The 23,247-nt window shown below is 68.7% G+C and carries 23 protein-coding genes; 7 read left to right on the top strand and 16 right to left on the bottom strand.

Annotated elements, in window-relative coordinates:
- Positions 1-24: 24 nt before the first annotated feature.
- A complete protein-coding gene (locus tag QF046_RS12550) occupies positions 25-990 on the bottom strand; it encodes a tripartite tricarboxylate transporter substrate binding protein (protein ID WP_307370279.1) in 966 nt (321 codons plus the stop codon).
- Between the two features lie 104 nt (positions 991-1,094).
- Positions 1,095-1,760 carry a GntR family transcriptional regulator gene (locus QF046_RS12545; RefSeq protein WP_307370278.1) on the bottom strand — a complete coding sequence of 222 codons (666 nt, stop codon included), beginning with the start codon at positions 1,758-1,760 and terminating at the stop codon, positions 1,095-1,097.
- A 280-nt stretch (positions 1,761-2,040) separates the two neighbouring features.
- On the opposite strand from QF046_RS12545, the gene mgtE reads away from it, so the two are divergent.
- Positions 2,041-3,399, top strand: a complete 1,359-nt coding sequence (gene mgtE / locus QF046_RS12540) for a magnesium transporter (protein WP_307370276.1) — start codon at positions 2,041-2,043, stop codon at positions 3,397-3,399.
- A 6-nt stretch (positions 3,400-3,405) separates the two neighbouring features.
- Here mgtE and QF046_RS12535 read toward each other — a convergent pair whose 3' ends face one another.
- From QF046_RS12535 to QF046_RS12500, 8 genes are all read right to left on the bottom strand, one after another.
- Positions 3,406-3,849 carry a heat shock protein transcriptional repressor HspR gene (locus QF046_RS12535; protein ID WP_307370275.1) on the bottom strand — a complete coding sequence of 148 codons (444 nt, stop codon included), beginning with the start codon at positions 3,847-3,849 and terminating at the stop codon, positions 3,406-3,408.
- A gap of 4 nt (positions 3,850-3,853) precedes the next feature.
- On the bottom strand, positions 3,854-4,834 hold the full coding sequence (locus QF046_RS12530) for a DnaJ C-terminal domain-containing protein (protein WP_307370273.1): 981 nt from the start codon (positions 4,832-4,834) through the stop codon (positions 3,854-3,856).
- 11 nt (positions 4,835-4,845) lie between these two features.
- Positions 4,846-5,496 carry a nucleotide exchange factor GrpE gene (locus QF046_RS12525; RefSeq protein ID WP_307370270.1) on the bottom strand — a complete coding sequence of 217 codons (651 nt, stop codon included), beginning with the start codon at positions 5,494-5,496 and terminating at the stop codon, positions 4,846-4,848.
- Between the two features lie 2 nt (positions 5,497-5,498).
- Positions 5,499-7,355, bottom strand: coding sequence for a molecular chaperone DnaK (gene dnaK / locus QF046_RS12520; RefSeq protein WP_307370267.1), 1,857 nt, complete (start codon positions 7,353-7,355; stop codon positions 5,499-5,501).
- Positions 7,356-7,492: 137 nt separating this feature from the next.
- Positions 7,493-8,074, bottom strand: a complete 582-nt coding sequence (locus QF046_RS12515) for a TOPRIM nucleotidyl transferase/hydrolase domain-containing protein (protein ID WP_307370264.1) — start codon at positions 8,072-8,074, stop codon at positions 7,493-7,495.
- 58 nt (positions 8,075-8,132) lie between these two features.
- Positions 8,133-8,594 (bottom strand): DUF3817 domain-containing protein, encoded by a 462-nt coding sequence (locus QF046_RS12510; RefSeq protein WP_307370262.1) that lies wholly within the window; start codon positions 8,592-8,594, stop codon positions 8,133-8,135.
- A gap of 181 nt (positions 8,595-8,775) precedes the next feature.
- Complete coding sequence (locus tag QF046_RS12505) at positions 8,776-10,182, bottom strand: HNH endonuclease signature motif containing protein (protein ID WP_307370260.1); 1,407 nt, start codon at positions 10,180-10,182, stop codon at positions 8,776-8,778.
- Between the two features lie 131 nt (positions 10,183-10,313).
- On the bottom strand, positions 10,314-10,616 hold the full coding sequence (locus tag QF046_RS12500) for a putative quinol monooxygenase (RefSeq protein WP_307370258.1): 303 nt from the start codon (positions 10,614-10,616) through the stop codon (positions 10,314-10,316).
- 275 nt (positions 10,617-10,891) lie between these two features.
- Between QF046_RS12500 and QF046_RS12495 the strand changes: the two genes are divergently transcribed.
- Both QF046_RS12495 and QF046_RS12490 read left to right on the top strand, forming a co-directional pair.
- The gene (locus tag QF046_RS12495; protein WP_373425757.1) at positions 10,892-11,758 is read left to right on the top strand and encodes a serine protein kinase RIO; all 867 of its coding nucleotides are present in this window, start codon (positions 10,892-10,894) and stop codon (positions 11,756-11,758) included.
- Between the two features lie 73 nt (positions 11,759-11,831).
- On the top strand, positions 11,832-13,262 hold the full coding sequence (locus QF046_RS12490) for an MFS transporter (protein WP_307370253.1): 1,431 nt from the start codon (positions 11,832-11,834) through the stop codon (positions 13,260-13,262).
- 13 nt (positions 13,263-13,275) lie between these two features.
- On the opposite strand, the gene QF046_RS12485 is transcribed toward QF046_RS12490, so the two are convergent.
- Entirely contained in the window at positions 13,276-14,754 is a 1,479-nt protein-coding gene (locus tag QF046_RS12485) for a carboxylesterase/lipase family protein (protein ID WP_307370252.1), read from the bottom strand.
- Positions 14,755-14,810: 56 nt separating this feature from the next.
- Positions 14,811-15,707, bottom strand: coding sequence for an MBL fold metallo-hydrolase (locus QF046_RS12480; protein ID WP_307370251.1), 897 nt, complete (start codon positions 15,705-15,707; stop codon positions 14,811-14,813).
- Positions 15,708-15,840: 133 nt separating this feature from the next.
- Here QF046_RS12480 and QF046_RS12475 point away from each other — a divergent pair, with 133 nt between their 5' ends.
- Positions 15,841-16,704, top strand: coding sequence for a helix-turn-helix transcriptional regulator (locus tag QF046_RS12475; protein ID WP_307370250.1), 864 nt, complete (start codon positions 15,841-15,843; stop codon positions 16,702-16,704).
- 20 nt (positions 16,705-16,724) lie between these two features.
- Here QF046_RS12475 and QF046_RS12470 read toward each other — a convergent pair whose 3' ends face one another.
- Entirely contained in the window at positions 16,725-17,396 is a 672-nt protein-coding gene (locus tag QF046_RS12470) for a TetR/AcrR family transcriptional regulator (protein ID WP_307370249.1), read from the bottom strand.
- A gap of 69 nt (positions 17,397-17,465) precedes the next feature.
- Here QF046_RS12470 and QF046_RS12465 point away from each other — a divergent pair, with 69 nt between their 5' ends.
- Positions 17,466-18,371, top strand: coding sequence for an alpha/beta hydrolase (locus tag QF046_RS12465; protein WP_307370248.1), 906 nt, complete (start codon positions 17,466-17,468; stop codon positions 18,369-18,371).
- A 1-nt stretch (position 18,372) separates the two neighbouring features.
- Here the strand turns inward: QF046_RS12465 and QF046_RS12460 are convergent, their stop codons facing one another.
- Complete coding sequence (locus QF046_RS12460; RefSeq protein WP_307370247.1) at positions 18,373-18,876, bottom strand: MarR family winged helix-turn-helix transcriptional regulator; 504 nt, start codon at positions 18,874-18,876, stop codon at positions 18,373-18,375.
- 85 nt (positions 18,877-18,961) lie between these two features.
- Between QF046_RS12460 and QF046_RS12455 the strand changes: the two genes are divergently transcribed.
- Both QF046_RS12455 and QF046_RS12450 read left to right on the top strand, forming a co-directional pair.
- Positions 18,962-19,699: a hypothetical protein gene (locus QF046_RS12455; protein ID WP_307370246.1), complete on the top strand. Its 738-nt coding sequence runs from the start codon at positions 18,962-18,964 to the stop codon at positions 19,697-19,699.
- Between the two features lie 84 nt (positions 19,700-19,783).
- Positions 19,784-20,644: an AraC family transcriptional regulator gene (locus QF046_RS12450; RefSeq protein ID WP_307370245.1), complete on the top strand. Its 861-nt coding sequence runs from the start codon at positions 19,784-19,786 to the stop codon at positions 20,642-20,644.
- Between the two features lie 244 nt (positions 20,645-20,888).
- Here the strand turns inward: QF046_RS12450 and QF046_RS12445 are convergent, their stop codons facing one another.
- A complete protein-coding gene (locus QF046_RS12445) occupies positions 20,889-22,088 on the bottom strand; it encodes an MFS transporter (RefSeq protein WP_307370244.1) in 1,200 nt (399 codons plus the stop codon).
- A gap of 70 nt (positions 22,089-22,158) precedes the next feature.
- Entirely contained in the window at positions 22,159-23,199 is a 1,041-nt protein-coding gene (locus QF046_RS12440) for an LCP family protein (RefSeq protein WP_307370243.1), read from the bottom strand.
- Positions 23,200-23,247: the final 48 nt, after the last annotated feature.

Here is a 23,247-nt window from a genome sequence, read left to right as displayed (position 1 = left end):
ACTCGATCCGGCCCCGGAATGCTCTCAGCCCAGCAGGTCCTTGAAGAGCGTGAACTGCTCTCCCACGAACGACGTCCAGTCGGATGCGTCGCGGTAGACGACCAGGTTGCCGGCGTCCTTCTGGAACTTCTGGTACCCGTCGGAGTCGACGGCCTTCTTGACCGCATCCTCGAGCGTCTTGTGCACGTCGTCGGGAAGGCCCTTCGCGGCGTAGATGCCGCCCCAGCCGCCGAACTCGACCTTCTCGCCGATGGCCTCCTCGACCGTCGGAACGTCGGCCGCATCGGGGTGACGCTCGTCGTGCATGACGGCGAGGATCTTCACCGCGGCTCCCTGCGCGAGCGCCTCGCCGAGTCCGGAGACTGCGGCGACCGTCTCGCCGGATGCTGCCGCGCCGACCGCGGTCGCACCGCCGTCGTACGGCACGGGCGTGAACTGCGCGCCGCTGGCGTCGGCGAGACCGACGGTCGCCGCCTCCCAGATGGAGCCCGCACCGGAGTTGGCGACGGTGACCGCACCGGCCTTCGCCTTCTCGACGAGCGCCTCGAGCGAGTCGATGCCGCTGTTCGCGCCGACCGTGATCACGCCCGGGGCGAGCATGATCTGGCCGAGCAGGTCGTAGTTCTCCGGCAGGACCTTGGCACCCTGCGTGGTGTTGAGCATCGCGATCTCGACGGGCGCGAAGCCGATGACGTAGCCGTCGGCCTTCTGGCTGCCGACGTACTCCATTGCGAGAGCACCGGCGGCGCCGGGCATGTTCTCGGGGATGACGCTCACGTCGAGGATCTTCTCGAGCTCACTGGCGAGAGCGCGCGATGACAGGTCTGAGCCGCCGCCGGGGTTCGCCTGGATGATCAGGCGGATGTCCTTCTCGGGGAAGGCCGACTCGGCACCTCCTTCATCGACCTTGGTGCAACCGGCCAGGACGAGCGCGGTTGCGGCGACGGCGGCGATGGCTGCGGCCGCTCGGGACATGCGGATGCGGGGCATCTTTGCTCCTCGGTGCTGATCGACCGTGTTGTCGATGCTGGCGAGCGTACCAGTGTCGACTGTTAACAGTCAACACTGATACGCGGCACCCGTCCGTCGACGCCTCAGCGCTCCTGCTGAGCGAGCTCGCTGAGCATGCGGTTCCGCGCGCCGTCCAGATGAGCGGTGAGCACATCCGCCGCCTTCTCCGCAGGGCCGCTGCGCATGACACCCATCAGTTCGACATGGTCGGCGGCGGAATCGTGCAGATCCTCGTCGTGGTTGATGGTCACCTCCAGAAGGGCGGTGAAGGTCGGCAGGTACTGCCGCCACGCACCCTCCAGGCGGGGGTGATCGGCGAGCGCGTAGATCTGGGAGTGGAAGTCGAGGTCGGCCTCCACGAAGGTCGCATGGTCTCCGGCGTCCGCAGCCTCCGCCATACGCCGCACCGCGTCTGCCATCGTGCGCCAGCGGGCGTCGTCCTCGACCCGGATCGCTCGAGACAGCGCGAGCTGCTCGAGGGCCCCGCGCAGACTGTACAGCTGGTCGACGTCGTCGCCGGTGAGTCCGACGACGAACACTCCTCGGGGGCGCTGGATGCGCACGAGCTTCTCGAAGCTGAGCTGGGTGAGCGCGTCACGCACGGGCCCACGACTGACGGCGAACTCCTCGGCGAGCGCCTCTTCGGTGATGCGCTCGCCCGGTGCGATCTCCCCCCGAACGATCCGGTGGCGCAGGACGTTCGCGATCTGCGCGCCCAGCGAATCGCCTCGTCTGACTGTGTCGGCCACGTGACTCCCCCGTCGACCCTGGCCGTCGTTGACCCTGGCTCTTGTTGACTGTTGACAGGCTACATCCCAGTCGCCCTCGACTAGACTCGTCGAGGAAAGTCCCTCGAGCATCCGGGAAGTGAGGTGGTTCATCATGTCAAGTGACAGTCATAGTCGCAGACACGTTCTCCTCCCCGCTTCCGCACCGCTCGACTGAGCCCGAGGCGGCGCCTGCTGCGACGCACGCGCCTCGACGCTCCGGCGTTCCCGCCCCGCGCGGTGCCCTTCTGAAGGCACGCCCATGACTCCCTCCCAGCTTCAGACCGTCTCCGAGGCCGCTGATGCGATCGACCAGCTGATCTCATCCGGTGATCTGGCCGCGGCATCCGCCGTCCTGACTCCGCTGTCCGTCCCCGAGGTCGTCGAGCTCGTCGACCGGCTCGGCATCGAGGATGCCGCGATCGTCTACCGCCTGCTCGCCAAACCGCGCGCCCTCGAGGTGTTCGAGGCGCTCTCCCCCGGCGCTCGCGGCGACCTGGTGCAGGCGCTGCGCAACGCCGAGGTCACGATGCTGTTCGCCGAGATGGATCCGGACGACCGCGTCTGGCTGCTCGACGAGCTGCCGGCATCCGTCGCCCCGCAGCTGCTGCGAGGGCTGACCAGGCAGGAGCGCGACCTCACCTCGGGCATGCTCGGATACCCGCAGGATTCGATCGGGCGCCGGATGAGCCCCGAGTTCGTCACCACGCACCCGCATCTCACCGTCGGGCAGACACTCGACCGCATCCGTGCGTCGCTCGACAGCGCCGAGACGATCTACACACTGCCCGTGACCGACGGCGGGCGCAGCGTCGTCGGCGTCGTGAGCCTGCGCGACCTGATGGGTGGCGACCCGGATGACCTGATCAACGATCTGATGAGCGACGCGCACGTCGCCGAGGTCACGGAGGACGCCGAGACCGCGGCCCGTCGCGCCACGGACCTCGCGCTGCTCGCCCTGCCGATCGTGGACAGCGAGCACCGGCTGGTCGGCATCCTGACCATCGACGATGCGGCCCGCATCCTCAAGCAGGAGGAGAGCGAGGATGCCGCGAGGCAGGGCGGTGTGGAGCCGCTGCGCCGCTCGTACCTGTCCACCCCGATCCGGCGCCTGGTTCGCTCACGGGTGGTGTGGCTGCTGGTGCTGGCAGTCGGCGCGACGCTGACCGTGCAGGTGCTCGACGCGTTCGAGACGACGCTCGCACACCTGACGGTGCTCGCGCTGTTCGTGCCGCTGCTGATCGGCACCGGCGGCAACACCGGGAATCAGGCCGCGACCACGGTGACCCGCTCGCTGGCTCTCGGCGAGGTGACGCCGCGCGATCTGTTCCGGGTGCTGTCGCGCGAGGTGCGGGTCGGGTTCTTCCTCGGCCTGCTGCTGGGCACGCTGGGATTCACACTGGCGGGGCTGATCTACGAGTGGCACATCGGTCTGGTGATCGGGCTCACGCTCGTCGCCGTATGCACGGTGGCGGCGTCGATCGGCGGCATCATGCCGCTGGCCGCGCGCGCCATCCGCGTCGACCCCGCGGTGTTCTCGAACCCGTTCATCACGACGTTCGTCGACGCGACCGGACTGATCATCTACTTCCTGATCGCCAAGGCCGTGCTCGGGATCTGACCCGAGTCAGTTCTCGTCGTTCTCAGCCTCGGGCGCGGCCGCCGCACGCGGGTGCCAGAGCACCACTTCCGTGGAACGGCGGATGCGGCGGCCGGAGCCGACCGAGAACGCCTGGCCGGAGACCCCAGCGGCGAACACGCGAGCGCCCGGGCGGTTCTCGCGCTCGGCGCGCAGGGCGCCCTCGAGCTCGGAGACGCGGCGGCGCAGCATCCGCACCTCGTCCTCCATGTCCAGCAGCCGCGCGATGGCCGGAAGGCTCACGCCTTCGCTGGAGAGCTGGGCGACCTCGCGGAGCTGCTCGATGTCGCGCATCGAGTAGCGCCGCGAGCCGCCGCGGGTGCGGCCGGGCACGACCAATCCGATGCGGTCGTACTGCCGCAGCGTCTGGGGGTGCATGCCCGACAGGTCGGCCGCGACGGCGATCGCGAAGACGGGGGAATCGGCGTCCATGGGACTATCCCCGCGCCTTCGCCATCATCTCGCCGCGCGGGTTCTCCTTCGGCTCCGCCGCCTGGAAGGCGAGCAGTGCCTCGCGCGCGACGTCGTCGAGGTGTGCCGGCACGGCCACCTGCAGTTCGGCGAGCAGGTCGCCGGTGCCCTTGGACGAGGTGATCCCCCGACCCTTCACGCGCAGCACGCGGCCCGACGGCGTTCCCGGCGCGACGCGCAGCTTGACGGTGTCGCCGCCGAGCGTCGGCACCTCGATCGTCGCGCCGAGCGTCGCCTCGGTGAAGGTGACGGGCACGGTCAGGCGCAGGTTCAGTCCGTCGCGGCTGAACACCGGATGCTGACGCACCGTCACCTGCACGACGATGTCGCCCGACTCCCCGCCGTCCGGCGAGGGACGGCCGCGGCCGCGCAGACGGATCTTCTGCCCGTCGGCGACGCCGGCCGGCAGCTTGACCTTGAACGGCTTGCCGTCCTCGGCCTGCAGGGTGATGGTCTCGCCCTGCGCCGCGGTGATGAAGTCGATCGTCGTGCGGGCCGTGACATCGGCGCCCTTCTGCGGGCCGCCGAAACCGCGGTACCCACCCGACGTCTGCCCGAACCGGCCGGAGCCGAACGAGCCGCCGCCTCCGCCCTGGTTGAACATCGAGAAGATTTCGTCGAAGTCGGCCTGCCGGCCGCCCTGTCCGAACCGGTTGAACACGTCCTCGAAGCCGCCCGCGCTGCCGCCGGGCGCGGTGAACCGCGCCCCTGAACCCATCGCGCGGATCTCGTCGTACTCGCGACGCTGCTCGGCGTCGCTGAGCACGCTGTACGCCTCGCTGATCTCCTTGAACTTCGCCTCGGCCTTGGCATCGCCCTGATTGGAGTCGGGGTGATACTTGCGGGCGAGCTTGCGGTACGCCTTCTTCAGCTCCGCGTCGGTGATGTCCTTCGAGACGCCGAGCGTCTTGTAGAAGTCCTTGTCGAACCAGTCCTGACTAGCCACCGATCACCTGCCTACTCTGCGGGAACGGCGACGACGACCTTGGCCGGACGCAGCTCGACATCACCCAGACGGTAGCCGACCTCGACGACCTCGAGGATGGTCGACTCCGTGGCGCCGGGCGTCGGCTGCTGGAAGATCGCCTCGTGGTGCTGCGGGTCGAATACGTCGCCCTTCTCGCCGTAGGCGGTGACGCCGAGGCGCTCCACGACCGCGCGCACCTTCTCCGCGATCGCGAAGAAGGGCGAGCCTTCGGCGAGGTCGCCGTGCTGCTGGGCACGGTCGAGGTCGTCCAGCACGGGCAGCATGCCCTTGGCCGCCTCGCCCTTGGCGCGTGCGATCTCGACGTGCCGCTGCTCCTCGGTGCGCCGACGATAGTTGGCGTACTCGGCGGTCAGTCGCTTGAGATCGTTGAGCAGGGCGTGCTCGGCATCCTGGATGCCGGCATCCGAACCGTCCTCCGAGGAGGCCTCCTCGGTCTGCACGGCGTTCAGGATGTCGTCGATCGTGAGCTCGTCGTCGGAGCCCTCCGCGGCGGTCGCCTCGGTGGAGTCCTGCTCGGGGATGTTCTGCTCAGCGAAGTTCCGGGAATCCGGCGCGGGGCCGGATGCCGCAGCATCCGACCCCTCGTTCTCGGGAACTTCGTCGAAGTTCTTGTCCGTCATGGTTACTTGCTCTCGTCCTCGTCGTCGACGACCTCGGCGTCGACCACATCCTCCTCGGATGCGGCGTCGGCCGGGGCCTCATCCGCGGCGGGGCCGGCTGCGGCATCCGCCTGCGACTGAGCGTAGATGGCCTCGCCGAGCTTGCCCTGCGACTCGTTCAGCTTGTCGAACGCGGTCTTGACCGCGTCGTCGTGCTCGCCGGCCAGGGCCGTCTTCAGAGCGTCGACGTCAGCCTGCACATCGGACTTGACGTCCTCGGGCAGCTTGTCGTCGTTCTCCTTGATGAGCTTGTCGATCGAGTACGCGAGCGACTCGGCCTGGTTGCGCTGCTCGAGAGCCTCGGCGCGCTTCTTGTCGTCGGCCGCGTTCTCCTCGGCCTCGCGCACCATGCGCTCGATGTCGTCCTTCGACAGCGACGAGCCGCCGGTGATGGTCATCGACTGCTCCTTGCCGGTGCCCTTGTCCTTGGCGGACACGTGCACGATGCCGTTGGCGTCGATGTCGAAAGTGACCTCCACCTGCGGGATGCCACGAGGAGCCGGGGCGATTCCGGTGAGCTCGAAGGTGCCGAGCGGCTTGTTGTCGCGGGTGAACTCGCGCTCGCCCTGGAAGACCTGAATCGCGACCGACGGCTGGTTGTCGTCGGCGGTGGTGAAGGTCTCGCTGCGCTTGGTCGGGATGGCCGTGTTGCGCTCGATGAGCTTGGTCATGCGGCCGCCCTTGGTCTCGATGCCGAGGCTCAGCGGGGTGACATCGATGAGCAGAACGTCCTTGCGCTCGCCCTTGAGGACACCGGCCTGCAGTGCGGCGCCGACGGCGACGACCTCGTCCGGGTTGACGCCCTTGTTGGCTTCCTTGCCGGTCTCGGCCTTGACGAGATCCGCAACAGCCGGCATGCGGGTCGATCCGCCGACGAGCACGATGTGGTCGATGTCGCCGACCTTGACGTTCGCCTCGCGGATGACGTCGGCGAACGGCTTCTTGGTGCGGTCGAGCAGGTCCTTGGTGAGGTCCTCGAACTTGGCCCGGGTGAGGGTCTCGGACAGCGACACGGGGCCCGAGTCGGTCAGGGAGAGGTAGGGCAGGTTGATGCTGGTGCTCGTCGAGGACGAAAGCTCCTTCTTGGCCTGCTCAGCGGCCTCCTTCAGTCGCTGCAGGGCGATCTTGTCGCTCGAGACGTCGACGCCGGAGGTCTCCTTGAACTGCTTGATGAGGAAGTCCACGACGCGCTGGTCCCAGTCGTCACCGCCGAGGCGGTTGTCACCGGCGGTGGCGCGCACCTGGATGGTGGAGAAGTCGTCGTCCTTGCCCACCTCGAGGAGGGAGACGTCGAAGGTTCCGCCACCGAGGTCGAAGACGAGGATGAGCTCGTCCTCCTTGCCGCGGTCCAGGCCGTAGGCGAGGGCTGCGGCGGTGGGCTCGTTGATGATGCGCAGCACGTTCAGGCCCGAGATCTCGCCGGCCTCCTTGGTGGCCTGACGCTCGGCGTCGTTGAAGTACGCGGGGACCGTGATGACGGCATCGGTGACCGTGTCACCGAGGTAGGACTCAGCGTCGCGCTTGAGCTTCATGAGGATGCGCGCGGAGATCTCCTGCGGCGTCCACTTCTTGCCGTCGACGTCGAAGGACCAGTCGGTGCCCATGTGGCGCTTGACCGACGAGATCGTGCGGTCGACGTTGGTGACGGCCTGGCGCTTGGCGGTCTCGCCGACGAGCACCTCGCCGTCCTTGGTGTACGCGACCACCGAGGGGGTGGTGCGGAAACCCTCGGCGTTGGCGATGACCTTGGGCTCGCCGCCCTCGAGGACGCTGACGACGGAGTTGGTGGTTCCGAGGTCGATACCGACAGCACGTGCCATGTGATTCTCCTTGTTTCTTGAAGAGCTGAGTTGTTGAAGACTGTGAGGAAGTCAGAGGCGACCCAGAAACCTGAGTCGCGATGACTCAAGTGTATGCACAGGCGGCGAAGCTGTCAAGAAAGTTGATACACGTCGACTCAACTTTGATTCAGGGTGGCGTCGAGCAGGCGCATGAGCGGGCGTGGCATCCGCTCGATCGGCATGACCTCGATGACGTCGGCGGCGAAGCGCGACTTCCGGCCGGCGGCCGTTCCGGCGAACCGGTGCAGCTGTTCCTCGACGCTCCGCACTCGCTGTGCGGGCTGGCGCTGGAACACCCGGAACCGTTCGAGCTCTCCGCGCACGGCCAGCGTCTCGAGCACGAGCTCCGGCCCGGCGGCGCGGATCACCTCCTCCTCCAGGTCGCGCTCGCATCCGAAGAAGCCGATCGCGTCGAGTTCGTGCGGGTCGGGCTCGTCCGCGGCACCAGTCAGCCCGAGAGCGCGCCGGACCCCGCTCACGTACCGCTGTTCGGCGGCGTCGAACAGCACGAACACCCGTGCACCCGTGGTGCTCAGAGTCGACAGCCGCGTGCGCAGATTCGTGATGCCGTCCAGTTCGACGAGGTCGACGGCCGCCAGGTTCGCGCCGCGCCGCTGCGCGAGGGCTTCGAAGGCGAGCCGATCACTTCGGCCCTCGAACAGCACGACGGTCGGCTCGACCGTGCGTGCTCCCGACATGGCACGACCTTAGTCCGGTGCGATCAGTGCTGAACAGCCGCGGGCACGGACGCGCGGCTCACTTGCCGCCGGGAGGGCCGATGATCAGCAGGATGCTGAAGATCGCGACGATCGCGATGAGGATGAGGACGGCGAGAACCCAGGGGCGGTGTAGGAACCAGCGCATCGTGCGGTCGTACCAGGAGTGGTCGCGCGGGTCGTCGGTCTCGGTGAGACGCCAGTCGCCCTCGAGTCGGCCGGTGCGGTGCAACCAGATCTCCATCGGAATGGTGGCGTAGGGGACGATCGCGCTGGCGATGGTGGTGATCGCGACGCCGACGTGCCAGCGCTGGTTGAACGCGAGAAGCACGGCGGTGGCGCCGTAGGAGAGGAACACGAAGCCGTGGATGCCACCGGCGATGGTCACCAGCACGGGAGCCGCGCCGACGGCGCGCGCGATGAGCGCACTGATCAGCAGGGTCCACGTGATCGCCTCGGCGATCGCGAGCACACGGAACAGGCGGGCAGGACTGCGGAACATGGGTCTCCTCGGGTGGATCTGTCACCACGGTAGGGGAAGGTCTCCTTCGATCTGCTGGGATCGCGGCCGAAAGAGCGCCCGATCAGGGCCGAAGATCATTCGAAAGGTGGAGAGAGCGCAGCCCAGGTGCCCAATCTGGCCTGCACCTTGCCGGCGGTCAGGGCTCGCGCCTGCGCGCCGGTCAGAAGGGTGCGAGGAGTTCGTCCGGCACCGAGGCCCACGGATCGGCGGGGTCACCGAGATCGACAGGATCACTGAGATCGACAGGATCAGGCGGCGGACCCGTTTCGGCGAAGGTGACGGTGTTCGGGGGCGGCGGTTTGTCGATGTAGACGCGGCCGGTGGGGCTCGTCCACTCGAGGAGTCCGCCCCCGACCTGCTCGACGTGCCACGGCGAGTGGTGCTTGAGAACGTGATGTCGACGACAGAGCTCGGCGAGGTTCTCCTCTTCGGTGGGCCGGCCGAAGGCTGCATCCAGGGTGTGATCGAGGTCACTGTTGCGAGGAGGCATGCCGCAGCCCGGGAACCGGCACCGCTGGTCTCTCGCCCGCAGGTGGCGTCGCAGGTGCGCGCTCGGCCGGTAGCGGTCCGCTGCCAGCAGCGCGCCGCTGATCGGGTGGGTGAGGATGCGGTCCCAACCGGATGCGGCGCCAGCCAGCAGCCTTGCGGTCTCGAGGTCGATCGGGGTGCGTCCGTCCAGCTCCGCCGGGGGCGTCTCCGCACCCTCGGCACCCATCAGAGTGGTCACCGGCACCGTCACGCTCACGTGCGGCACGATCGCTGCGAGCAGTCCGTCTGGAGTGTCGTGACCTGCCGGGGCGCCGGTCAGCAGCAGGTCGAGGGCGAGGTCGCTACGTTTCTGAGACAGCGTGCGCAGGTCAGCGGAGTCCCCGGATTCCGGTGCGGTGGCGAGCCCGAAGGCCACCCCTGCCGTGCCCACCGAGGCGCCGGCATCCGCCTTGGCCATGCCGGTGAGCCTGTCGAACGCGGCGTGGACCAGTGCGGCCGGACCGAGGAGGCCGAGCTCGGCCATCGCGTCCGGGGCATCTTTCACCCATACCCCGCGGGCCTTGCGAGCATCCGCATGCCGCTCCTCGAGCGACCTCGGCTGGTACTGCTCCGCGATGCGCGCCGCGATCGGCCGCAGCCGATTCGGTGACTCGTCCTCCGCGAACTCCAGCACTCTGGCCGAGTAGGCGGCCCGCGCTTCCGCGTCGTCGAGGTGAGCGCCGGCATCCACGATCACCCGGGCGTGACCTGCACTGATCTGTCCGGCGCCCTGCGCCGCCCACACCAGTGGGAACCGCTCGACCGTGATCGATGCCTCGGCCATCCGCCGCTGCACCGTCCGGTCGCTCACCCGCAGCACCGCTCCGACCTCCGCCGCGACCGTCCTGATCGTCAGGTCGGACGCGTCGATGCCGTCGCCGTCCTCGGCCATCGACAGCGCCAGCTTCCCCGCCAGCGCCAGCAAGCCGTCTCGTGTCGCGAGAACACCGGCGAGAGTCTGCTCCACACTCTGGATCGACGAGACGAGACCGTCGAGCATCGACATCTGCTCGTCCGTTGCGGCCACCATCGCGTTCATGATTCCAGTATCCGAGTGACCACCGACATTCGAACGCAGATTCGAGCGTGCTCAGACCTCCCAAGGTCACGAACGCATAACGAACGTGCAGCAGGGCGCCCCGCGGTTGTCACGGATGCCAGGATCGGGCGTCAGTCGCGCAGCGGCGACCCGACCACCTCGAAGCGGAATCCGCCGAACTCTCCCGACAACAGCGGTCGCGCCGCCGCAATGGATTCCTGGACCTCGGCCCGGGCCAGCGACGCCTGGTGCGCCTCTGCGCTTGTCCACAGTTCCACGACGAACACGGTGTCGGGCTCGCTCTCTTCGACGCCCACTTCATACGCCAGACAGCCCAGCTCGGCAAGCACGTCGTTGCGCCGAGTGAGATGTGCAACGAGTTCGTCGCGTCGACCGGCGACTGTTCCCAGAGTTCCTGCATTCACAAACACCATGGCCCACACGATATGGCCTGTCACCCCTGACAGATGGCGACGTGCTCGCCCGCCGTTCACAGCCGGACGGTCACGAACCCATAACACCCGCCGCCCGCGCACCGCACTTCCGCGATGGATCGGCCTATGCTCGAACCCGCACCGGGATCGGCCCGGAAGCCCGAGCGGAAGGAGCGAACGATGAATGCCGTCTTCGTCGTGTCCACAGCCGCCGACTTCCCCCTCGCCGAGGCCACCCGCTCCTGATCCGCGTGTGGCCCGTATCCCGGAGCCACATCGTGAATCCTCAGAACTCCGCGTCCTTCGACGCATCGTTTTTCGACGCATCCCCTTTCGACGCTGCTCTCTCCTTCGCCGACACCGAGCTCGTCGAGAATCAGCGCTGGTCGACCTGGCCGGCGATCACGCCGACCGAGCGCGGGCCGCTGCCGTGGCCCGACTGGGTGGTGACGAGCGCCGCCGCGGTCGACACCGAACTCGGCATCCTCAAGACGGGAAAGGAGGCCGACGTCTTCCTCATCGAACGCGCCGTGCCCGACGATCCGACCCAGCGCACCCTGCTTGCGGCGAAGCGTTACCGCGACTCGGATCACCGCAGCTTCCAGCGCTCGTCGACCTACACCGAGGGCAGGCGCACCCGGAACACCCGCGACACCCGGGCCTTGGCCAAGAACTCCGCACACGGGCGCGAGGTGGCGGCCGCGCAATGGTCGTTCGCCGAGTTCGCGGCACTCAGCCGGATGCACGCGCTCGGCGCTCCGGTGCCCTATCCCGTGCAGGTGAACGGCACCGAGGTGCTGATGGAGTTCATCGGCGACGGGCAGACGGCCGCGCCGCGTCTCGCGCAGGTGAGGGCGGATGCCGATCTCCCCGACCTGTTCGCGCAGATCGTCGAGATCATGCACCTCTTCGCCGCCGCGGGCTTCGCGCACGGCGACCTGTCGGCCTACAACCTGCTCGTGCACGAGGGCCGCGTGCGCGTGATCGATCTGCCGCAGATCGTCGACACGGTCGCGAACCCGCAGGGCCTCGATCTGCTGCACCGCGACTGCGTGAACATCTGCGACTGGTTCACCCGTCGACGCGTGGAGCGCGATCCGGAGGAGCTGTTCGGCGAGCTGCTCGCGGCGTCGTTCGGGTGAGGGGCGCGCCCTCCGGCCCCACCGTACGGCGCGCCGCCACCTGTCGTTCACCGCACCCGGCCAGACTTCGAGCATGAGCGAAGAGCAGCCGGCCTCCGCGGCGGGGACACCGATCAACACCGCCGCGATGACCGCCTTCGGGCGCGACCACGTGGCTCCCGAAGCCACGCGCAAGCAGGTCGTCTCGTGGGCGATGTGGGACTGGGCGATGCAGCCCTTCAACACCGTGATCCTCACGTTCGTGTGGATTGCGCTGTACCTGACCTCGCGGATGTTCCTCGATCCGGCGGTGCGCGATTCGGGTCTGCTCGCCGACGGCTCCTACATGAGCTGCAACAAGGACGAGTTCCTGGGGTCGGCCTACTGCCAGGGCCTCACCGACCTGTCGGAGTGGTGGGGGTGGGCGAACTTCGCCGCCGGCATCCTGATCCTGCTGCTGGCGCCGGTTCTGGGCCAGCAGGCCGACGCCCGCGGCAACAAGAAGAAGTGGGTCATCGGCGCGACGATCGGCATCGCACTGCTGCAGTTCGCGCTCTTCTTCATCGAGGCCGACCCGATCTACTTCTGGTACGGCGCTTTCGCCGTCGCGATCGGCGCCGTGATCAGCGAGATCGGCAACGTCAGCTACTACGCGATGCTGTCGGAGGTCTCGACGCCGAAGAACGTGGGGCGCATCTCGGGGCTCGGCTGGGGCCTCGGGTACATCGGCGGGGTGGTCGCGCTGATCGTCTGCATTCCGGTGCTCTTCACGGTCGGGCAGGACAACCCGTTGTCATTCAAGCTCGTGGCGATCATCTGCGCGGTGTGGACGCTGGTGTTCTCGATCCCGATGTTCCGCAACGTGCCGGAGTCCCCGGCGTACGACACCTCCGCGAAGGTGGGCTTCTTCCGCGCGTACGTCGTGCTCGCGAAGAACATCGTCAAGCTCTTCCGCACGAACCGGCCCACGTTCTGGTTCATGCTCTCGGCTGCGGTCTACCGCGACGGTCTGGCCGGGGTGTTCGCGTTCGGCGCTGTGCTCGCCGCGCAGGCGTTCAACTTCACCTTCCTCGAGGTGATCGTCTTCGGCCTCGCCGCGAACCTCGTCGCAGGCATCTCGACGGTGCTCGCGGGACGGATCGATGACGCGATCGGCCCGCGCCGTCTGATCGTGATCACCCTCAGCGGGCTCGTGGTGATGGCTTTCGCCGTCTTCGCGCTGAAGGATCTCGGCACGATCGTGTTCTGGGTCTGCGGCCTGCTGCTGTGCGCGTTCGTCGGCCCGACTCAGGCATCCAGCCGCAGCCTGCTCACCCGCCTGACTCCTCCGAGCCAGCAGGGCGAGATCTTCGGCCTGTACGCCACGACCGGTCGCGTCGCGTCCTTCCTCTCGCCGTTGGCCTGGTCGCTGTTCCTCGCGTGGTTCGGCGGCATCGTCTACGGTGTGCTGGGCATCGGCCTGGTCCTGCTCATCGGCCTCGTGCTGCTGCTGTTCGTGAGGTTCCCGAAGGATGTCGGGGCGTGATCGACATCTGAGGTCAGGCACTCCCCCACGCCTCGTGCAACCGCGCCCGGTGACCGGAATGCATCTCCCACCGCTCACCGATCGACTGGACCTGCTGCGCGTCGGCGGTGCACGCCGGCCATCCGGGTCCGAGGCCCTGGATGAAGTCGACCCACGCGGCGTGCATGCGGACGGCCAGATCAGCCGGCGGCGGGGTCGTGCCCAGCAGGGAGTCTGGGCCGCGAAGCCCCTCGGCATCCGTGTCGAAGACGAACGGCAGCTCCATGAGATGGCTCGCTCCGAGCAGCTGGCGTACCGAGTCGGGGCGCCAGGTGAACTCGTAGACGTGGGTCGTGCCTCCCGCTGACTGATGCCGGTCCGCGAACCGGCGGGTGCCGGCGCCGAACATGCCGTCCCCGGTGATGCTCCGCACGAGCTCTACGTCATCGGCATCCGGGAACTCACGGCGGTACGCCGCGACCAGCGACTCCGGTTCGTCCACGAAACGGGCGGCCGCGGCGACAGGATCGACGGCCCCGTCCAACTGCCCGGTCGGCGCCAGGTAGAGTCCCGCCTCGTCGAGATTCGTGCCGATGAGCAGTTCAACACCACCACCCCAGGACTCCGCGATCCTGTCCGCGGGCTGGCGTGGATGAACAGGGCCGAACCGCACGATGTCCCCGATGGGGGCCCGCGCGGAAGCGGTGGCGACGTCCACCTCACCCAGCATCACCGACGCCCCGACGAGAGCCGCGTCAGGAACGGCGCCCAGCGCGTCGACTGTGAGGTCGACACCCAGTTGCTCAGCGAACGCGGATGCCACGATCTCGCCCTGCTCAGGGGTGAAGGCACCCACGCCTGTGCCGCTCTGCATGATCGCCCGATGTGCCAGCCCTTCGGCATCCGGTTCGCACAGCACGCTCGCGATGATCACTGCCCCGGCCGACTGCCCGGCCAGGGTGACCGCCGCGGGGTCGCCTCCGAACGCCGCGATGTTCTCGCGCACCCACCGGAGCGCCTGGATGACGTCCAGGACGCCGCGGTTGTCGGGGGCATCGGGAACGGCGAGGAAGCCGGGCGCCCCCAACCGATAGTTGACCCCGACGAAGACGACGCCGTCGCGGGCGAACCCCGTGCCGTCGTAGGCGGGAGCGGATGCCGAGCCGGCGATGAAGCCACCGCCGTGGACGAACACGAGCACCGGCGCCCGCCCGTCGGTATCCTCCGGCGCCCAGACGTTCACCGTGAGGTGATCGTCACCGCGCACCCAGCCCGGCGCGAAGAACGGGCTGACATCCAGCGAACCGAAGCGGCTGCGATCGGGTTGCGGGGAGGTCGGCCCCGCAACCGTGGCATCGCGGATGCCGTGCCACGGGACGACCGGATGCGGCGCAGCGAACCGCCCCGCGCCGCCGATTGGCGCCGCGTACGGAACGCCGAGAAAACGTCGGACCCCTCCGTGGGACAAGCCTCGCAGTCGCCCGTCGGGCAGGGCGATCTCGACCACGGGCACCCCGGGGGCTCCGACAGCAGGCGCCCGGGCAGCGGACGCTCGGGCAGTCGCCCCGTTCACAGCTTCGAGAATTCAGCCCAGCGGGTGATCGTGAACGCATCTCCCGCGGCCTCGACCTCGAAGCCGCTGTGTCCGCTGATGTGCGCCGGCAGCACCAGCGCGCCCGTCTCGGCCGCCATGGTCAGGACGGCATGACGCGTGGCAAGCGCCTGCTCAGGATCCTCGCAGAAGCAGCTGTTGTGGCCCGGTTCGAAGACCTGGATGGGGCTGTGCAGCAGGTCGCCCGCGAAGATCACCGTGCGACCGCCGGAGTCCATCCGGACGATGCTGGATCCTGGGGTGTGCCCCGGAGCAGCCTGAAGCTCGAGCGCATCATCGATCCGGTGGCTCCCCGTCCACAACTGCACCTGACCGGCCTGGTGCACGGGCATGACGCTGTCCTCGTACACGTTCTCGTTGACTCCGCCCGCGACCCGGGGGTTGGTCTCCGGGTTCCAGTACACGAAGTCCTCCTCGGGCATGAGGTAGACGGCGTTCGGGAACGTCGGCACCCACTGCCCCTCTCGCCAGGTGGTGTTCCAGCCCACGTGATCCACATGCAGGTGCGTGTTCACGACGATGTCGATGTCCTCAGGAGCGGCGCCCGCACGAGCGAGAGCGGCGACGAAATCCAGGTCGAGGTGATCCCACGCATCCACCGCCGGGCGGGACTTGTGACTGCCGACTCCGGTGTCGATCAGGATGGTCTTGCCGCCGCTGCGCACCAGCCACGGCTGCATGGCCACCTGGACCATCTCCCCGGCGTCATCGAGATGGTCGGGGCTCAGACCGGCGCGGTGCTCCTGCCAGGCCGCAGCCGGGATGCTGGGGAAGAACTGTTCGGGCGGGAGGATGGGGCCGTGCATCTCTTCGACGCGTGTGATGGTCACGTCTCCGACGGTGATCTCGTTCATCGCGATCCTTTCGTAGCGGGTTCACCGCCAGCTTGAGCGCTCGCATCACAGACAACCACCCCGCGGCGTTCCTACCCCTATCAGGGTCAGTCTTCGGTGCCCACGGGCGAATCCGCGCGCCCATACTTGAGCCATGGACAGAGTGATCGGCTCCGGCAGCCTGGGTGAGTTCCTCACCGCGCTGCGAGCGCGGCTGAACCCCGAGGACATCGGCCTGTCCGTGCTGCACGAGAGGCGGAGGGTGAGCGGACTGCGTCGCGAGGAGATCGCGATGCTGGCCGGCGTCAGCCCCTCCTACTACACGCGCCTCGAGCAGGGGCAGGCGCTGAACGCCTCGGCGCAGGTGATCGATGCCATCGCCCGCAGCCTTCGATTGGACATCGCCGAGACCGCGCACCTGCACGAGCTGGCACGGGCGGACTCGCGGCCCGCCCAGAGCGAACCCGTGGAGGAGGAGCGGCTCGATCCGGAGCTCGCAGAGCTCATCCTGAACCTCGGCGACATCCCGGCGATGGTCCTCGGCCGACGCCGCGACATTCTCGGCTGGAACCGGATGGGTCATGCGCTGTTCGCCGGCCACCTCGACATCGATTCGGTCGATGATCCGCTGCGCCGCCCGAACGCGACCGAGATGGTGTTCCTCGACACGCACACCCGGGACCTCTATCCCGACTGGGAGGAGAAGGCCATCGCGAGCGTCGGCCACCTGCGGCTCCTGGCCGCCGGGCAGTCCACCGACCGTCGCCTGCTGGAGCTCATCGGCTCGCTGACCGCGCAGAGCGAGGATTTCACTCGCCTCTGGGCGCTGAACCGCATCCGCACCACCGCCACGGCCCGGTATCGGATGTCGCATCCGCTGGTCGGCGAGATGCAGATCACGCAGCAGCTGCTCTCCGTCCCCAGCGTCACGAGCAACACCGTCATTATCTGCACGACGGAACGCGGCAGCGCATCCGAGAGCGCCCTGCGCCTGCTGGTGCAGGCCGTCCACAGCTGACGCGCCCGCGCGCCCGCGCGTCAACTCTCGAGCAGCGTCAGCATCCCGGGGTCCGCTCCCGCTGCCTGAAGCACGGATCGCATGCCGCGCCTGGCGAGCAGGTAGGGCTGATCACTGCTGTACAGCAGTGATCGGGCGTTCGCCTGCTCGTACAACGCGGGCAGCGTGAAGGCCAGCTGTGAGATGCCGTCCGTGTCGAGCTCGAGCTGCCCGGCATCCACGGCAGCGCGCACCTGGATCTCGATGTAGACGTACCAGTCCTCCATCGCGTCGCGCACGGCGTCACGGACCGGCCCTGATTTGGAGTCGTAGTCGGCGCTGACTGCGGCGAAGAAGCATCCGCCGGCGAAGACGCGCGTGCGGGAGTACTCGATGACGTGGTGCATGAGGGCCACCAGCCGCGCGAGCCCGCGCGCATGCTCGCGAGCGGGCTCCACGACGACCGCAGTGAACACCGCACGACCGGCGGCGACCGTCGCCAGCTGCAGGCCCTCCTTGTTCCGGAACAGACCGGCGATACTGCTCTTGCTGTGCCCGGACACCTCCGCCAACCGGCCGATGCTCAACCCGTCGAGGCCCTCGATCGAGGTGAGATCGGTCGCGTACGACATCACAGCCCGACGCGAGGCGTCGCCGCGCGCGCGTCTCCCGTCGCGGAGGAGATCCGCCTGCTCCGTCATCGAATCTGCCACACCCCTAGTCTACGAACGATCGTACCGATAGTCTATGCACGATCGTTCGTATTGATTGGAGCATCCATCGTGTCCTCGCCCATGAGCGCCGTCGAGCGCAGCATCCGACTCACCGGCGCCGTCTCTCCGGCCATCGCGGGACGACTGGCGCACTCCGCGTTTCTGACGACGTCACCGAGAATGCGAGTGCGCGCGGACGACCTCACCACCCACCGGGCGGCGCGGCGGGAGGTGATCGACGTGCAGGGCAACGCGGTCACGACCTACCAGTGGGGAACCGGAACGCGCGCGGCGCTGGTCATGCACGGCTGGAATGGACGCACCTCGCAGTTCGCGACCCTCGTGCGCGATCTCGTCGGAGAGGGCTACCGCGTCGTCGGATTCGATGCTCCGGCCCACGGCGACTCCGCCGGAAAACGCACCGACGCGCGGGACTGGATCTCCGCCGCGCGCCGGCTGAGCGCATCCGACGGCCCCTTCGACATCATCGTGGGCCACTCCTTCGGCGCCTTCGCCGCGCTCGCCGCCGTGCGAGCCGGTGTACCGACGCGCGGCGTCGTCTCGATCGCAGGCGCGGGAACAGGGAGCGCGTTGCACGACGAGTTCCAGCGGATGCTGCGGCTCACGCCTCGGGTGCGCGCGGCCTTCGAGAAGGCCTTCTACCGCCGCCTGGGCCTGACCCGCGCGGAGTCGGACGCGCTCTTCGACTCTCTGGCGAACCCGCTCCCCGCCGGCGTCGAGCTGCTCGTCGCGCACGACGAGAACGACATGCGGATCGATGCGCAGAACTCCCGCGACCTCGCGGCCGCACACAGCGGACGCTCGCACCTCTTACTCACCCGCGGCTTCGGCCACAATCGCATCCTCGCCGCCGATCCGGTGCTGGATGCTGTGCTCGCCTTCGCCGCGGGCGGCCTCTCCGCAGTCGGGGATGCCGCCGTCGACGACCGACGTGAGCGCGCCGAACAGCGGTAGCTCAGACGTTCCAGTTGTCGGCGAGCTTGGTGAGCAGTCGTGCGAGTTCAGCGCTCTCCTCGTCGGTGAAGGCGGCGAGCGCCCGGCCGAGCGCCTCGCGTCGCTCGCCGCGCACGCCGCGGAACAGACGCACTCCCTCGGAGGTGAGTGCGATCCGCGTGCGTCGCGCGTCGTCGGGGTCGGCCTCGCGGCGCACCCAGCCGCGGTCGACCCCCTGCTGCACCAGGCGAGAGGCGCGCGGCTGATCGACGCCGATCGCCTCGGCCAGGCCGCTCACGCTGAGCGGTTCGGATGCCGCGGACAGCGCCTCCACCATGCGGATCAGTGCCGGCGCACCGTGCCGCAGACCGCCATCGGCACCCCACGGGCTGCGTCGGCCGCGCGGGCGCATTCCGTGCGGCCCGTGCTCGTGGGGTCCGTGGTCGTGCGGATGCTGGCGCCGACCGCGCAGCCGCGACAGCGCGGCCGCGATGATGTCGGCGGGGTCGACGGGGTCTGCGGTCATAGGGCGATTTTACATGTGATTTGACATGCACTGCACTCGCATGTCACACTACATGCATATGCACTATGACATGCAAAGGAACACCATGAACACCACTGACACGAACGACAACGACAACACCACCGAGAACAGCCGCCCGTTCGGCTACTGGATCACGGCAGTCGACCGCCTGCTGCGCGCCGAGCTCGCCACCGTCTTCGACGACGAGGGCATCACGCGTCGCGAGTGGCGGATGCTGAACCGCATCGACGGCACGTTCGCCGCACCCGCGGCATCCGACCGCCCGCTGCGCGCACGCAAGCTGCACCGCCTTCTGGAACTCGGCTGGGTCGAGCGCAGCAAGGAGGGCTGGACCCTCACCGAGGCCGGCACCCTCGCGAAGCAGCGCCTCGGCATCGCCGTGGACGAGATCCGCGCCCGCGTCGCCGGCGCCGTCTCCCCTGAGGAGTACGCCACCATGACCGCATCGCTCGAGAAGATCGCGCGCGAGTTCGGCTGGGCCGAGGGCCGCCGTCTCCCCCGACGCGAGGGTCGATTCGGCCATCGGCATCCCGGCGGACACCGCGGCTTCGGCCACGGATTCCACGGCGAGCGCTTCCGTCACGGATTCCACGGCGAGCACTCCGGGCGCGGCGAGGACTCCGGGCACGGCGGGCGCTTCAGAGGCTTCGGACCCGGCGAAGGGTCCGAACCGGGCGAGCACCCGCGTGGTGAGGGCTTCGGCCCCGGCGACCGCTTCCGACGCGGAGAGGGGTTCGGCGGTCGCCGCTTCTCTCACCGCGGCGCCCCGGCGCACGTCCATTTCCACCACCACCACGGCTGAGCTTCAGCACCCGAAACGGCCCGACGGCATCAGCCGCCGGGCCGTTTCGGAATAGGGGGACGCGACGGACGGTTCTCCTGACGCATGAGCATCGCCGCGCCGCCCCTGCACGACGACGCGCTGGAGCGCCTCCTCGGAGACGTCGCGATCAGTGTTCGCTCGCAGCACCGCATCCTGTCCGTCACCGATCAGGCGATCGCGGTCGGCGATGCCGGACTCTCGCTCGTATACGTCCTCGACGGGGATATCCACCTGCCGGCCGGTACACCGCTACCCGAGCATCTGGCCTCGGGCGATGCGCTGCTGGTGTCCGGAAAGCGCGCGCTCACGATCCACGTGCCGGCGGGGTCCGGCGTGCTCATCTCGCACCTGAACTGGGCCGACAGCGCCGCGCACCTCGCCGACCTCCTGCCCGACTCCGCCTGGATCCACCACTTCGACGAGCTCGAACCGGCAGCCGCCGCCCTCGCCCAGCACATGGGCAGTGACGACGCCGTCGACCACGGCCGCGGCGACCTCGTGATCTGCCGGATGATGGCGACCACACTGCTGCAGTCGGTGATCCGCGCGTGGTCGCGACTGGGTTGCGCCCCGCAGGGCTGGCCCTCCGCCACCGGCGATCCCTTCCTGGAGCGCGTGATCGACGCAGTGCGCAGCGACCCGGGCCGCGACTGGACGGTCGAGAGCATGGCCGCGCTGAGCGCCCTGTCACGATCAGTGTTCGCCGAGCGGTTCCGCATCGCATTCGGCCGGTCGCCTGCGCAGCATGTAGCCGAGGTGCGCATGCGCGCTGCGCGTGCGCTGCTCATGGACGGCCGCGGCGTGAGCGAGGTCTCTCGTGAACTGGGCTACGGCTCGGACGAGGGCTTCAGCCGCGCGTTCCGCCGGCACACCGGCATGACGCCGTCCAGTTGGCGCAGTCGCGGCTCCCTGGCATCCGTCTGACTCATCCGGCGGATGCGTCCGCCTCGCACGGATGGAAACTGCCGGTTCCCGGCCCGCCCCACCGACGTTTTCCATCCGCGCAACAGCCATGCGGATGGAAACCGCCGGTTCCCAGCCCCTCCCACCGACGTTTTCCATCCGCGCGCCACGGCGTGGATCGAAAACGCTGCTCCCGGGCCTGTCTCCGCAGCGTTTCTGATCCACCCTGGGCGTGGCCCCGCGCCGCGCCCGCGCCCGGCCCGCGTCAGCGGCCGCGGCGGTCCGACAGGCCGAACAGCACGGCGCCCACGGCGAGAGTCACCGCACCCGTCGTGTACGCGAGCTCGATGCCGATCCCGTCCACCAGCATCCCGCCGGCTCCCGCCGCCAGCATGATCGCCGCCTGGAATCCGACCACGACCAGCCCGCCTCCCGCCTCCAGCCGATCCGGCATCCGGTGCCCGACCCAGGTGTTCACGATGAGCAGCCACGAGGCGAAGAAGAATCCCCACACGAAGGAGACGGCGCCGACGGTCCACAGCGAACCCGCGCCGAGGATGACGACCATCAGCGCGACGGCGATGACCAGCGGCGTGATCACCGCGAGCAGCCGGTAGGTGCGGTCGATGGCGGCGCCGATCACGAGATTGCCGATGAAGCCGCCGATGCCGAACACGGCCAGCAGCAGCACGACCGTGCCCTCGTCGATCGCGACGCCGCCCACCTGCACGCGGTCCAGTGCCAGACGGATGTAGGTGTACGCGAGCGCGTGCCCGAAGATCACCAGCACATGGCCGACGAACCCGAGGCCGATGCCCGGCCGACGCAGCGTCTCCACCAGCACCGACAGGCGCGCGACGTTCTCGGCCGGCACGGACGGGAGCAGGGCGCGCAGCGCGATCGCGAGCAGTGCGGTGGCCGCCGCGGCGATGCCGAACACGCCCCGCCAATCGAGCACCTGGCTGAGCATGACGCCCACGGGCACTCCGGCGACGGTCGCGAGCGACGTCCCGGCAGAGGTGAACATCACCGCACGCCCCAGCCGCTCCGGCCCCGCGATGCGCGCGGCCACCGTGATCGACATGGTCCAGAAGCCCGACAGCGCCGCTCCCAGCAGCACCCGTGCCAGCAGCATCAGCGGCAGGCTGGGCGCGATCGCGACGACCAGGTTCGACACGGCCGCGAGCACCGCCATCCACACCAGCAGCGTGCGGCGATCCAGCCGCGGAAGCGCGAGCCCGACGGTCGGCGCGACGAGCAGTCCGGCGAGCGCGGTCACGGTGACCAGCTGGCCCGCCTGACCGGGCGTGACGCCCAGCTCCGTGGAGATCTCGGTGAGCACGCCGTTGGGCAGGAACTCGGCGCTGACGAGCAGAAAGCTCATCGCCATCATCGCCAGCAGCGCACCGTAGGGCATGCGTCGGGGAGAGGCGATCGAAGTCGGCACTGGGGCGGTTGAGGTCATGCTTCCAGCCTCGAGGAAGAGCGGATGCCGCACCCGACCGTGCGTCCGCGGCATCCGACCGTTCGTCCGGCTACTTGCCCGTCGGCTCGTACTGGTCGAGGGTTCCGTCCTTGATGGCCTGGCTGATCGTGGCGAGGCCGTCCCAGTCGGGCTTCACGATCGACTGCCCCTTGATGGTTCCCGTGCCGAGTGTCGGCGACGTGAAGAAGCGCACGTCGGCGGCGCGGATGTCCCTCATCGTCACGGCCAGTCCCGCGAGATACCCGGCGTCGAGTCCCTCATCCGTCGACAGGAAGGGCGAGACCTGATCGACGAGCGCACTCACGCGACCCGGGTTGGCAAGCGTCTCGGCGCTGAGGATCTTCGAGATGAGCCCCTTCACCAGCAGCTGCTGGTTGGCCGCGCGCTGGTAGTCGCCCTTCGAGAACGCCTTGCGCTCGCGGACGAAGGCCAGAGCATCCGCCCCCTCCAGCGTGATCTCCCCCGCCGCGAAGTGCTCGCCCGACCCCGCCTTGAACGCCGTCGAGTTGTCGACCGTCACGCCGCCGACCGCCGTCGTCAGACCCTTGAAGCTCTCGAAGTCGATGATGGCGACGTGGTCGATGCGGGTGTCGAGAATGCCCTCGACGGTCTGGACCATCAGCGGGATGCCGCCGAAGGCCGTGGCCGCGTTGATCTTCGTCTCGCCGTGGCCGGGGATCGGGACCCAGTTGTCGCGCATGATCGACATGACCTGCACCGTGCTGTGATCGGCGGGGATGTGGGCGACCATGATCGTGTCGGAGCGCCCTCGGATCGTGGCCTCTCCGCTCGCACGGGAATCCGATCCGAGCAGGAGGAAGGTCTGCGCCTCGGCGACCGCGACGGGACGACCCGCATCGTCAGGGAAGGCGTCGTCGATCACCGTCACCTGACTGAACGAGTTGAAGAGCGTCCACACGTAGATGCCGCCCGCGATCAGAGCGGCCACGACGATGCCGAGGATGATGAGAAAGGCGACCTTCACCTTGTCGCGCTGCTTGCGGGGAGGCCTCGCAGTCCCGCCGCGAACGGGAAGCGCCTGAGTGCGCGTCTCGTCGGTGAAGCCGAGGTCTGCGAAGTCTGAGTGCATGCTCAGATCTTGGCTGGAGCGTCTGAGCCTATCCTGGGGGCGCGCTGC

Source organism: Microbacterium sp. W4I4 (assembly GCF_030816235.1).
Lineage (GTDB): Bacteria > Actinomycetota > Actinomycetes > Actinomycetales > Microbacteriaceae > Microbacterium.
Note: the sequence above shows the minus strand (reverse complement) of the source record. Positions and strands in the feature narration are given on the sequence as shown.